The sequence below is a fragment of the Nostoc sp. DSM 114159 genome, from assembly GCF_053470285.1.
The window spans coordinates 6604355-6617274 of sequence record NZ_JBPFEH010000001.1; the positions used below are offsets into that span (position 1 = coordinate 6604355).

The 12920-nt window shown below is 41.1% G+C and carries 9 protein-coding genes and 1 pseudogene; 6 read left to right on the forward strand and 4 right to left on the reverse strand.

Annotated elements, in window-relative coordinates; all coding sequences use genetic code 11:
• Window positions 1-89: 89 nt before the first annotated feature.
• The 6 genes from ACR5KR_RS27925 (at window position 90) to ACR5KR_RS27950 (ending at window position 11208) form a co-directional block, all read left to right on the forward strand.
• A complete protein-coding gene (locus tag ACR5KR_RS27925) occupies window positions 90-1097 on the forward strand; it encodes a zinc-dependent alcohol dehydrogenase family protein (protein WP_448268750.1) in 1008 nt (335 codons plus the stop codon).
• 9 nt (window positions 1098-1106) lie between these two features.
• The gene (locus tag ACR5KR_RS27930) at window positions 1107-3365 is read left to right on the forward strand and encodes a pentapeptide repeat-containing protein (protein ID WP_448268751.1); all 2259 of its coding nucleotides are present in this window, start codon (window positions 1107-1109) and stop codon (window positions 3363-3365) included.
• 792 nt (window positions 3366-4157) lie between these two features.
• Window positions 4158-5153 (forward strand): hypothetical protein, encoded by a 996-nt coding sequence (locus ACR5KR_RS27935; RefSeq protein WP_448268752.1) that lies wholly within the window; start codon window positions 4158-4160, stop codon window positions 5151-5153.
• Window positions 5154-5495: 342 nt separating this feature from the next.
• Entirely contained in the window at window positions 5496-6905 is a 1410-nt protein-coding gene (locus tag ACR5KR_RS27940) for a hypothetical protein (protein WP_448268753.1), read from the forward strand.
• 822 nt (window positions 6906-7727) lie between these two features.
• Window positions 7728-9074, forward strand: a complete 1347-nt coding sequence (locus ACR5KR_RS27945) for a P-loop NTPase fold protein (RefSeq protein WP_448268754.1) — start codon at window positions 7728-7730, stop codon at window positions 9072-9074.
• The gene (locus tag ACR5KR_RS27950) at window positions 9031-11208 is read left to right on the forward strand and encodes a tetratricopeptide repeat protein (protein ID WP_448268755.1); all 2178 of its coding nucleotides are present in this window, start codon (window positions 9031-9033) and stop codon (window positions 11206-11208) included. The genes ACR5KR_RS27945 and ACR5KR_RS27950 overlap by 44 nt, the downstream gene beginning before the upstream one ends.
• Window positions 11209-11318: 110 nt before the next feature.
• Here the strand turns inward: ACR5KR_RS27950 and ACR5KR_RS27955 are convergent, their stop codons facing one another.
• The 4 genes and pseudogenes from ACR5KR_RS27955 to ACR5KR_RS27970 all read right to left on the reverse strand — a co-directional run bounded on the left by ACR5KR_RS27955 (window position 11319) and on the right by ACR5KR_RS27970 (window position 12430).
• The gene (locus ACR5KR_RS27955) at window positions 11319-11609 is read right to left on the reverse strand and encodes a type II toxin-antitoxin system RelE/ParE family toxin (protein ID WP_448268756.1); all 291 of its coding nucleotides are present in this window, start codon (window positions 11607-11609) and stop codon (window positions 11319-11321) included.
• On the reverse strand, window positions 11606-11794 hold the full coding sequence (locus ACR5KR_RS27960; RefSeq protein WP_094347334.1) for a hypothetical protein: 189 nt from the start codon (window positions 11792-11794) through the stop codon (window positions 11606-11608). Before ACR5KR_RS27960 ends, ACR5KR_RS27955 begins: the two co-directional genes overlap by 4 nt.
• A gap of 136 nt (window positions 11795-11930) precedes the next feature.
• Window positions 11931-12179, reverse strand: a pseudogene (locus tag ACR5KR_RS27965) (type II toxin-antitoxin system RelE family toxin).
• Between the two features lie 14 nt (window positions 12180-12193).
• Complete coding sequence (locus ACR5KR_RS27970) at window positions 12194-12430, reverse strand: hypothetical protein (protein ID WP_448268757.1); 237 nt, start codon at window positions 12428-12430, stop codon at window positions 12194-12196.
• Window positions 12431-12920: the final 490 nt, after the last annotated feature.

The following is a 12920-nucleotide window of genomic DNA, read 5'->3' on the forward strand; positions in this document are numbered from 1 at the left end:
TGCAGTTTTGGCTGATAAATATCTCTGGATCTACCCTCTTGCGGTAAAGTTGCATAAGAATGTGCATCTAAAGCCAGGAGGAAAGAGTTGTGAAAGCAGTCTTGATGACAGCAGCTGGCAATCCCGACGTTCTACAAGTGCAGGATGTGCCAAATCCTGCTGTTCCTGTCGGGAATACTGAACTTTTAGTGCGTTTGGTGGCGGCTGGCATTAACCCCATTGACACTAAACTTCGGAGTCGAGGCAGTTTCTACCCCGATCGCACGCCGACAATTTTAGGATGTGATGGTGCAGGTATTGTTGAAGCAGTGGGTGCTGGCGTTCAGCATTTTCGCGCAGGTGATGAAGTATATTTTTGCTATGGGGGTTTGGGCGCACACCAAGGCAATTACGCTGAATACACCGTTGTAGATGAACGGTTTGTGGCACGTAAACCCGCCTCTATCTCCTTTGCCGAAGCAGCAGCAGCACCTTTAGTATTAATCACCGCCTGGGAAGCTTTATATGAACGGGGACGATTAGAGCCTGGGGAACGGGTTTTGATTCATGCGGGTGCTGGTGGTGTTGGCCATGTAGCAATTCAATTGGCGAAACTCAAAGGTGCTACTGTTTCCACTACCGTAGGTTCTGAGGAAAAAGCTAATTTCGTCAAAGAACTTGGTGCCGATAATGTAATTTTTTACAAACAAACAGACTTTGTGCAAGCGGTATTAGATTGGACTGGCGGCGAAGGCGTAGACTTGGCTTTTGATACCGTCGGCGGCGAAACCTTTCACAAAACCTTCCCCGCAGTGCGAGTCTATGGTGATATTGTGACCATTCTCGAACCAGATGCCAATACTGTTTGGAAAACTGCTAGAACTCGCAACCTCCGCATCGGTTTAGAATTAATGCTGACACCAGCCTTGCTAGGATTACAAGATAGTCTCCACCATCATGCAGAAATTCTCGAACAATGTGCCACCTGGTTCGATGAAGGCAAATTAAAAATCCATGTGAGTCACAAATTTCCCTTAAAAGAAGCAGCTAAAGCCCACCAATTAATTGAAAGCGGGTCTGTGGCAGGTAAAATTGTTCTGCTGATTAGTGACGAATGATCGAACAATTTGCATAATTTATCTTTTAAACGCAGAGGCACGCAGAGGTTAAACGCAAAGGTACACAGAGGAATTTCTTGGCGTACCTCTGCGCTTCCCTTAGCGTTCCTTTGCGTTTTACTCCTTTTCCCTCTACCAGTTTCGGCAACACAAACACAACCAGAACGCACACCCTTAACCCTAGAATTATTACAAGAACGACTACGCACACCCATACTCCGCGAAGGAAATTTAACCGTAGATTTGCAAAAAATGGCGATCGATTTACGCCCAGAAAACGCCAGCTTCCGTGATACTTTTTACCAACTGCTGCGAAAAGAACTCGGTACAAAACCTCTGGGTTTAGACCTCAGCTATGCTTTGATTCTGGGAGATTTTGTCGGCAGCGATTTGGGTTTAAGAACACCATTATATGCAAAAGCGATGTCTGGCGACAAGCCGCGAGGCGTCTACGCACCCATTTTCACCGCTACCGAACAAGAAAAACTAGAACGTTTGCGCTTCGTTTGTCTAGAGTCACTCGCCATCGCTTTACCCAACTCCAAAGATTGTCGATCGCTTCTGGGAACAGAGTCAACCCCAGCCAGTGAAATCGCCGTCTTTCGTGGTGTCTTAACACTGGTGCAAACTCGCTTCAATGGCGAAGTGAAGTTCTCCAATACTTTTTTTCTTCAGTCTGTTGATGCCCAAGGTGCAACTTTTCTCCAACCTACTGACTGGACTGAAACGAGATTTGCTCGTCCTGTTAGTTTTACCAGTGCTAACTTCCAACAACCAAGCAATTTTCAGGGCAGTATATTTTTTGAAAAAGCTAACTTTAAAAAAATTAAATTTCGGGAACTGGCTGATTTTCAAGGTAGTATCTTTGAGGCGACTGCCAACTTTAACCAAGCAACTTTTAAACAGTTGGCTAAATTCAGTAGCGTCCAATGGCAAGGAAATGCTGATTTTTCGGAAGTGGATTTTGCCAATCAAGCCCAGTTTACTAAAGCAGGTTTTAATCAGTTTCTTCTTTTAACAGAAGCGATTTTTGAGCAAGGTGTAAGCTTCCGAGAAGCGGAGTTTAACCTATTGATAAATCTGCAAGGTGCAAATATTCTGAACCTTGCAGATTTTAGTGATGCCAAGTTTGCTAAAGAGGCTTGTTTAAGCGTACCTGGTTTAACTTTTAACTCTAACCAAGCGAAAATTTTAGGTAATCCCGGTGAGATTGGTAAGATGTTCTGCATCCCAACATTGCAAGGTAATCAAAACGTCTTGCGGAATTTGGGGCAAAATTTCCGTCAGCAACAGCAAGTAGGCGATGCTAATGAACTGGAATACACAAAACAACGATTGCGATTAATCGAGTTTGGGCATCGTTTGACGGCTACAAATATTAATAGTGCAACTGTTGCAACTTTGATTAACCTGGGTTTTTCTGCAACTCAAGCCCAAGCGATCGCCCAGCGTCGTCTGGTAAAATCCTTTCGCAACAGTAATGAGTTACTCACCATTGCAGACATCGATTTAGAAAAATATACTCAACTAAGCGATCGCTTAATTGTTGGCGAAACCCTTTCTATAGTTGGATGGTTGCTGCAAGCTTGGAGTTGGTTGGCGTTGAGTGTATTGTTATTGTTGAGTGGCTATGGGACAAATTTTTGGTTAGTTTTTGGCGTGGGAGGATTAGCGATCGCTTATTTCGGCTTACTATTTTGGCTAGTGGATCGCTACCGTCGGCTGCATCCCGTACCAATTATTCCCACATCTTACGAAACCATTTCAATATTAGTCAGTTTTAGCGTTTTAGAATTCTTCAGCTTACTAGCAATCTTTCGTAATGCCGAACAACCTTGGCTGACATTGGGATGTCTTTTGATAATTCTTGTCCCCGTCCCAATGGCTTTATTAATCCGACTTTACCAACAAGGTCGTTATCATGACTTAATGGACGTTTCTTACTTCACAGAAGACGGCACATTTCGCCAGTTACGATTGTTGATTGGACGTTTGCCAGTCATACCAAGGAATCAGACATTTCGGGAACGATATATGCCTTTGTTGGGCGATCGCCGTTGGAACTGGCTCAACTATTATGATTTTAGTCTTAACAACCTAGTTAAATTAGGATTTAACGACATTCGCCTGCGAGACGAACACCTACCTGGCATCATCTCTGCACTTGCTTGGTATCAATGGAGTTTGGGTGTAATTTACATCACGCTAGTTTTGTGGACACTTTCCCGCACAATTCCGGGATTGAATTTGCTGATTTATCTAAAGTAACTCCTGTACTGAACTTTTTTTCGCTACACTTTGTAGTGGTGCTAAGAGAATGTTTTCAAAGTTATTTGGACGGTAACAAAACGTTTTATATCCCCCTCAATTCCCCGATAAATTGGGTATTACATCGGCTAAAAGTAATAGAAGCCCGGTTAAACGCAAATTATATCGTGTCCGGTTAAAGACTTATCATTAAGGTAGCAGAGGGGCAGGGGGGCAGAGGGGAAGGGTTTTTGGATTTTTGCATAGATTCGGGAATCATAACTAATTAGCCGGACTTGATATTAATTAAATATCTAAAAATTTGGTAAATTTATCAAAAGATTGTTCATTGCAATATAATGTTTAACCAAGTTTAATTTTTGTTATAGGTAAGTAGGCGGGAAAATTCATAACTACGTTATTGCGAGTTAAACGTTCGTGCAGCCTCTCCTAGAGAAGCGATCGCAAAGATTTTATTTTATTTTAAGTCTGTTTATCTCCACCTACTTACAAACATATCTATCAGTTAATCTTTTTAATTATTGTCTAAAAATATCTACGATTTTGATAAAAATATCAAAATATTTTTCATTGTGCTTCCAAGTTAAATCAGATAAATTGTAATTGTCAATAGGTAGCATTAATTCAAAACTGATTATCCCCACTTAACAAAGATAATCAAGTAATTTCATAGCTAGTAACTATTTTTGCTAACAATCAAGACAACAAAATAACCATGCAATAGACAAAATTTAAGTCTATTTTATGTTGTGATGCTAGCAAAATTTTTATCCAATAATGAGGATTAATCTAATGGCAGAAAATTCAAGTAATAGTGGTAGCAGTAACTCCTCTACTAATGGGAACAATTCGATTAGCCAATCACCCTTCGGTCGCTTGGAAGAAGTTGTCGGTAAGGAAGGCGTCAAAAATCTATTCAGTGGTGTTGGTAATGGAGAAAGTGGCAGTAACCCATTTGGTGGCGGTGCTGCTGGTGGTGCGGGTGGCAGTCAGCCTGATTTAGCCTATGGTGGTAATCCTTTCGCTGGCGACAACTTCTGGAATATCTTTGCAGGCGGTGTCAACCCATCCAAAGGCGGCGGTATCCCATCCACAGGTGGCGGTATCCCATCCACAGGTGGCGGTATTCCATCCACAGGTGGCGGTATTCCATCCACAGGCGGCGGTATCCCATCCACAGGTGGCGGTATTCCATCCACAGGTGGCGGTATTCCATCCACAGGCGGCGGTATCCCATCCACAGGCGGCGGTATCCCATCCACAGGTGGCGGTATTCCATCCACAGGTGGCGGTATTCCATCCACAGGTGGCGGTATCCCATCCACAGGTGGCGGTATTCCATCCACAGGTGGCGGTATTCCATCCACAGGTGGCGGTATCCCATCCACAGGTGGCGGTATTCCATCCACAGGTGGCGGTATTCCATCCACAGGTGGTGGCAGCCCATCCACAGGTGGCGGAAACCAAGGTAGTGGCTACGACTCTTTGACTGGTAGTAACAGCCAGACTTATGGCATTAGCACAACTGAAATACCGGACGGGTTCACTTTGAGGGCCACTATTGACAAGCTAGTTAACTCAAAGCTTGACAAGGAAGTGGGTAGTGGACAAACCTCGCCATTTCCAACCGGTGGACAAACCTCGCCATTTCCTACTGGTGGACAAACCTCGCCATTTCCTACTGGTGGACAAACTTCGCCATTCCCTACTGATGGACAAACTTCGCCATTTCCAACTGGTGGACAAACCTCGCCATTTCCAACTGGTGGACAAAACCCCTTCGCTTAATACAATATTTGCGAAAATCAGCAGATAAATAGAAGTGAACAATGATGAGTTCTTCAGTACATAGTATGCTAGTACAGCTTGGCGCAAATAAACATATTATTCGATAAACCGGAAAAGCGTGTATTATCTCTGATGTGCCTTCTGCCTTATTGTACTAGTTTGCTATTTTACGCCCGAAACTCTTCTCAGGCAAAGGTTTAGGCAATATCTTCTGTTAGTTTGACGGTAAGATTATTAAAGCCTTTTTTGTAGAGATATTTTGGGTTTAGCAAATTCATAATTGGTATAAGAAGTACTGAAGACCCCATAATTTTTTAACTAAAAATAGGAGAATTAGTGCCAATGGAAGCGTCTGCTGTCAATCCCATAAATGGTGGATTTAATCCATTAAGTGCAGGTGGCGCTAGCAACCTATATAACGGTAATTCCTTTGCTGCCAATGACAGTTTGTCTGCTGCTAAAGGCAGCCTGTTGACGGGTGGTAGCAATCTGTTATTAGGTAACGGTAACAATCCTATTCCAGGTGGCGGTATTAACCCATTTGCAGGCGATGCTGGTAGTGGGCTTCAAAAATTAATCTTTGAGCGATTAAAGTTAGTTCTAGGTGATAACTTTTTCAAAGGTATTGACAACACATTGGCAGGAGGTAGTAATCCTTTTGCAAACAGTGGTTATCCGATTCCAAGTGGGGCTACTAACCCATTTGCAGGTAACGGTAATGCGATTCCAAGTGGAGCTACTAATCCATTTGCAGGTAACGGTAATGCGATTCCAAGTGGGGCTACTAACCCATTTGCAGGCGGTGGTAATCCATTTGCAGGCGGTAGTAACCCATTTGCAGGTGGTGGTAATGCGATCGCAAGTGCTGGAAGCTTGCTTCAACAATCACCTTTCGATCCGTTGAAAGAAGTCCTTGGTAACAATATACCCTTTAGTAACACTGGGAATACATCTAATTCAGGTAGCCAAACCTTTAATCAGAGCAACGCACCGGTTGGCAAAGGTAATAAGGACTCTGGCAGTAATAACGCAACTATTGGTAATTTTAACTCGGATTCTGGCAGTAACAGCGCAACCATTGGTAATGGTAACTGGAACTTTAATAATGACAACACAACCATCGGTAATGGCAACTGGCTATTTGGAAAGAATAACACAACCCTTGGTAACGGCAATTGGTATTGGGACGATGGAAGTAATAATTCAACATTAGGTAATGGTAATTGGCACTTTGGCAGTGACAACGCAACCATTGGAAACGGTAATTGGGACTTCGGTAAAGATAATACAATTATTGGTAATGGTAACTGGGTTTTTACCAATGGAAATGAAATTATTGGTAATGGCAATTGGTTAACAAAGACTGACAATACAACGATTGGAAACGTCAATAATCTCAGCAGTTTAAAGTTATCCCCACTAGGAATCAAAACTGATGTTAACAATCTAATTGACTCTCTTATAGGTAAAATAGGTAAAAATTTTCTTGGGTTCACAGGAGATTTTGATAAATCGAGTAGCCAAACCTTTAACCGCCTCATCTCTTCTAAAAGTGTTGGTAATGACACTAATATATCTAGCGATATTGAGCAACTTTTGGCATCACTCAGCCCAATTCAAGGAAATTTTATCAATTATCAGCCTGTGCAAAACCCTCAACCTGTCCCAGAATCTACTTCTTCAGTGCCATTGTTAGTAATGGGACTGGTGTGTTTGCTGTTGTCACTGTTCAAAAAACAACAACACTGTTAACGTAAATTCAATAGACCTCTTGCAAAAGTAACTTTTGCACTCTTGCGGTCAAAGGGGTTCATGTCAAAGGGGAAAGGTTTTTTTATTCCTTTTCCCTTTCCCCCTTACCCTTTTCCCTACAAATGCCAAGAAGTGTAATCTTTCTCAGCTAATTGCGATCGCACTTTCTGTTTCTCTACCAGGTTGACTTACAGCAGTTATTAGCGAGAATTGATGCTGTCCGCGCCAAGCTATCCTCATGGAGACGGTTTGCGATGTCTACGATGGTCACTGAGCGACTTGCCTTGAGTTTCGACTGCGCTCAACTACCGCGAAGTCGAAAGGAGCCGAAGTGACGCACTATAGAGCGACTCATAAGTTAGTTACAACGATTGCTGCAATGATTTAAACCTTTCTTATACATGAACAAGTAATTGTTGCAAAGCATGAAACCTTTGCAGCAATTGCTTATACCTTTCTTGGAAATACTTAAACCTTTCTTATACATGAACAAGTAATTGTTGCAAAGTATGAAGCCTTTGCAGCAATTGCTTATACCTTTCTTGGAAATACTTAAACCTTTCTTATACATGAACAAGTAATTGTTGCAAACGTTTCAATTTTGGCAACTATTGTTGAAGGTTAAGCGAGTTACGAGTGTTGATACCAAGGAAAGGGGAGACAAAGCATAGCTTTGGCTGTTTGGGGTGCAATAACTCTAGGAATCATAACTAAATTCCGAACTTGCGCGCGGAGTTTTATGAGTGCTATAGCTATATTTGCTAAATTTGATGGGCGATCGCTTAAAATTTAAAAGTTGGTGATTGTTATCTGCTCAAAGGAATGCCTCACTCAAGTTTTCAGCGTGCAAATACTCTTAAAGCGGCTTTTTTGGCTTGTAATGTTGAGCCGCTTGAACCAGCAGAAATGGAACGGTATTATGTCGATCTGTCGCTGGTGCGGAAAACTTCGGCTATTGATAATGTCAGTACAATTTTGGATTTTCAAGAAGCAGGTGATTTTACAACAATTTTATTTACCGGACATCGCGGTTGTGGTAAAAGTACGGAGTTAAAAAAAATTCAGAGTCTTTGGGAAAACAATTATCGGGTAATTTATTTGGAAGCAAATGAAGAGACAGATATTAATGATACCCGGTATACAGATTTATATTTGATTGTAATTAAACAAGTTGAATTTGAATTACGAAAATTAGGTTTGACTTTTAATCAAGCTTTATTAAAAAGTTTTGAATCATGGTTTAAAGACATTACTCAAGAAAACGAGCAAAGTGTAGAAAAATCAGTCAACGTCGAGGCAGAAGCCACTCTCAGCCCGACTGCACCATTTCTCGCCAAACTAATGGTCAAATTGCTGGCACAAATTAAAGGCTCGGACAAGCAAAAGACAACTATTCGGCAAACTCTAGAAAAAGATTTATCTCGCCTCAAATCTGATACTAATCTATTATTAAGCGACGCTTACGCAAAATTGCGGCAAAAATTTCCTGAATGTAAAGGATTATTAATTATCTTCGATAATTTAGATCGGGTTCCTCCTGTCGTAGCAGAACATTTGTTCTTTGATTATGCGGCTCAGATGCAAGAATTAAATTGTACAATTATTTATACAGTACCAATTTCAATTCTTTGTTCGCCAAAAAATCCCCTGAATCAATTTGATGGTAATCCTCATATTGTGCCGATGATTAATATCTATGAATTTGAACGGCATAAATGCGATCTAGATTACAATCAGACGGGCTTAGATGCGATGGCAAGTGTAATTGAAAAGCGGGTTGATATTGATGCAATTTTTAATAGCCGTAATCAATTATTAGAACTAGCAAAAGCAAGTGGTGGTCATGTGCGTCAGTTAATGCAAATGATGCGCTCTGCATGTCAAACAGCGAGTACCAAAAAACACGAAAAAATTATATCCGAAGATATAGAGTATGCAGTTAAACAGCAACAATTTAGTTTTGAGCGGTTTATTCCTGAAGAACATTACCCTCATTTGGCTCAGGTTTGTTTAACTAAAAATGTCAGTAAAGATGAAATTGGACAATTAATGTTATTTAATACTTCCGTGTTGGAATATAACGGCGATAAACGATGGAATTATCCAAATCCGGTGGTGAAGCGAAATGAGTTCTTCCAAGAAGCTCTCCAATCAGCACAAAAACAGTGAACTTCAAGCCGAAATAGGTAAATTTATTGCCTATAATCAAGATGAATTTGCTGAATTAGTGACATTTGTCGATTTTGCAGAAAATTTTACATTAGGTTTTATTGAAATTAACTTTACACCCGATATAGACCTATTAATTGCTGGATTGCAACAAAATCCTCAATGTGAAGAAATCCAATTTGTGGTTTTAGATTTTCCCGATCAGAATTTGCGATTTCTGCGGGATGAGTTGTTACAGCAATTAGCCAAAATTACTAAAGAAACAAATAAAAAACTTGTTTTATTAATTCGGAATTTAGAAAAATCGATTGGTGTTTTTGGAGATTATCCACCAGTTTTACAGGATTTAAACTTCGTCCGCGATTCTTATCGTCAAACCGTACCTCATCCGCTTTTATTTATCTTGCCAGATTATGCGATTTCGCGGTTAGCAAAATTTGCACCCGATTTTTGGGCTTGGAAATCAGGTTTATTTCGCTTTAAAACCACAGAATTGACTAGAGATAAGGCAATTGCCAATACTCTGAATGCAGACACAAATATAGAACGCTTACCAACACCAGAACAACAAGAACGTATCGATTTATTACATGGCTTGTTGATGGAATATAACCCAACTGGAGAAATACCCCGCCCAGAACATCTCCGCAATTGCTGTAATATTTTAAATGAATTGGGCAAAGCATATTTAAGCCAGCACAAACCAATCAAAGCTAGAGAATATTTAGAAAAAGCTGGGAAAATTGCCCAGCAATTTCCTGATTATTCCTTAGAAATCGAAGTTATCAATCAGTTAGGTAAAAGCTATCAGCAGCAACGACAGTTTGAAAGTGCAAACAGCTATCATCAACAAGCTTTAGATATTGCCAAAAAGCAGAAAAATCGTGCTGCTGTCGCCAATTCTTTGTTTGATTTAGGTAATGTCTCTCTGAATATGCGACAATACGACCAGGCACGGGATTATTATCAACAAGCCCTGGAAATCACAATCGAATTTGGCGATCGCTATTCGAGTGCTAGCACTTACCACAATTTGGGATATGTTGCCCAAGAGTTGCGCCAATACGACCAGGCACGGGATTATTATCAACAAGCCCTGGAAATCAAAATCGAATTTGGCGATCGCTATTGGAGTGCTAGCACTTACCACCACTTGGGAATGGTTGCCCAACAGTTGCGCCAATACGACCAGGCAAGGGATTATTATCAACAAGCCCTGGAAATCACAATCGAATTTGGCGATCGCTATTGGAGTGCTACCACTTACCACAACTTGGGAATCGTTGCCCAAGAGTTGCGACAATACGACCAGGCACGGGATTATTATCAACAAGCCCTGGAAATCAAAATCGAATTTGGCGATCGCTATTGGAGTGCTAGCACTTACCACCACTTGGGAATTGTTGCCCAAGAGTTGCGCCAATACGACCAGGCACGGGATTATTATCAACAAGCCCTGGAAATCAAAATCGAATTTGGCGATCGCTATAACTGTGCTAGGACTTACCACCACTTGGGAATGGTTGCCCAAGAGTTGCGCCAATACGACCAGGCACGGGATTATTATCAACAAGCCCTGGAAATATATATTGAATTTGGCGATCGCTATTGGAGTGCTAGCACTTACCACTACTTGGGAATGGTTGCCCAAGAGTTGCGCCAATACGACCAGGCACGGGATTATTATCAACAAGCCCTGGAAATCAAAATCGAATTTGGCGATCGCTATAACTGTGCTAACACTTACCACAATTTGGGAATGGTTGCCCAAGATTTGCGCCAATACGACCAGGCACGGGATTATTATCAACAAGCCCTGGAAATCAAAATCGAATTTGGCGATCGCTATAACTGTGCTAACACTTACCACAATTTGGGAATGGTTGCCCAAGATTTGCGCCAATACGACCAGGCACGGGATTATTATCAACAAGCCCTGGAAATAGATATCGAATTTGGCAATCGATATTCGCAAGCTCTCACGCTTCATGGTTTAGGAACGCTTGCACAAGCAGAGGAAAACTATGCAGAGGCTAGGGCTAATTTGCAGACAGCGTTGGAGATATATATTGAGTATCAGGATGAATATATGGCTACGGTAACGCGAGAGAATTTAGAGGCTTTACCGGAGTAGGGGGGGCGATGTGCAAAGTTTAACGATAAGCCGCGTTGCGTCTACGCATTTGGGTTTTTTGGGAAAGGGCGATCGCGGTTGCTTGATTGGTTGGGGAGAGCGATCGCTATTCATTCTATACTTGGTGTAATTTCCTGTGCCCCATGTATAACAGCAAGTACATCAATTTGTTCGGGCTTGTTGTAATAGATAATTCGATATGAACCTTCAATGACTTCCCGAATTTGCTCGGTTTCAAACTCTGGTACAATTCGACCAGATAGAGGGAAATTCGCAAGCTGCTGGGAACGTTTGGTTATACGGTCAATAATCCTGGTTGCGTACCGGAGTGAATTCTGGGCAATGTAAGTATAAATTGCCGATAGGTTTTCTACGGCTGTTTCTGTCCAAAAAACTTTCACTCTGGTAGTCCAAATTTTGCCCTAACTTCCTGTACGGAAATTACTTTACCAGCTTGACTCTCAGCAAGTCCAGCTTCCACAACTTGCCTAACATAAATCTCATACATGAGGTCATCCCATGTTGAGTTAGCAGGTAATTTATCAATTAGCTTTCGAGCTTCTTCTTTAATATTGAGCTTTTCCATAGAGATTACAGATAACTTGCTTTTCTATATTGTAGGCTCAACTCACGAGTTGGGGAAATGTATACTTTGTAAAGCTGACAGTAGGAATCGCGTTTAGCTTTGTGGAGGTGCGATCGCTCTAAGTTTTTCTTGCTTCTCAACTTTCATCTTTATAAATATTTTTACGATGTCCGACTTCCACAACATTCACCGCTAGAAGATCGTCGAAAATATCATAGATAACGCGATATTCACCGACTCAAATTCTGTAAGCATTTTCTTTCACTTTTAGCTTTTTGACTCCATTCGGACGTGGTTCTGTAGCTAAATCGTCAATTTTAATTTGTATACGTTCTTGAAGTTCTGACGGTATTTTTTTAAGTTGCTTCAATGCACCCCTCAATATTTCAACCTTATAACTTACGCAACTTCCTTTTTGATTCCTGTCTTTAGTTCTTTTTTAGCTTCTTCCCATGACAATGAGTTCTCAACACTAGCTTCTTTTTTCGCTTTGTCGTAGGCTTTTAAATCTTCTTCCTCTTCTTCTTCGATTGTTTGAAGTAGGGCGTAAATCTCATCTAAAGTACTATCATAAGCTTGATTTAACAGAATGTTAATCTCTTTAATTAATTGTTCGCGTTCCTGTTCACTTTTCATTTTTAGACCTCTTTTATTGCAAATATATGTTTATAATTTGTCTTTCTTATTCTCAACTGAGGCTATAACTAAGACAGTAACTCAATTATAAATGCGATCGCGTTTTGGGGTTTTGAGATAGGGAGAGGAAATAAATAAGTGTATTGACGCCTATACCAGTCGTAAAAATTACTCAAAATTTCCCTTTACTTCCCTGCTCGTTTCACGATAATCTCACTTTTTCACGTTGCTCCTCTTAAGGAAGCGATCGCATCTGTCTTTTATTTCCCTGGTGGTAAAGTTCCCCCGTTACCTGCATCGGTAGACTTACAATAGACATTCAAGCCGATTGTGAAGATGTAGAGAATAACAATATTCGCGATCGATGCAGCACTTATGATATAAAACTCATATTTAATTTTTGAAATATACGTAGTGGCGCGGCAAGGCTAAAATGTTGCAATAAATTTTCTTGTGGGGCGGGCATCTTGCCCGCAAATTAGGACGGGCT

What these genes read in the sequence shown, in the direction of transcription:
- ACR5KR_RS27935 (WP_448268752.1), top strand. Translation starts at nt 4,158, where the DNA reads ATGGCAGAAAATTCAAGTAATAGTGGTAGCAGTAACTCCTCTACTAAT.
- ACR5KR_RS27940 (WP_448268753.1), top strand. Translation starts at nt 5,496, where the DNA reads ATGGAAGCGTCTGCTGTCAATCCCATAAATGGTGGATTTAATCCATTA.
- ACR5KR_RS27945 (WP_448268754.1), top strand. Translation starts at nt 7,728, where the DNA reads ATGCCTCACTCAAGTTTTCAGCGTGCAAATACTCTTAAAGCGGCTTTT.
- ACR5KR_RS27950 (WP_448268755.1), top strand. Translation starts at nt 9,031, where the DNA reads ATGAGTTCTTCCAAGAAGCTCTCCAATCAGCACAAAAACAGTGAACTT.
- ACR5KR_RS27960 (WP_094347334.1), bottom strand. Translation starts at nt 11,794, where the DNA reads ATGGAAAAGCTCAATATTAAAGAAGAAGCTCGAAAGCTAATTGATAAA.
- ACR5KR_RS27970 (WP_448268757.1), bottom strand. Translation starts at nt 12,430, where the DNA reads ATGAAAAGTGAACAGGAACGCGAACAATTAATTAAAGAGATTAACATT.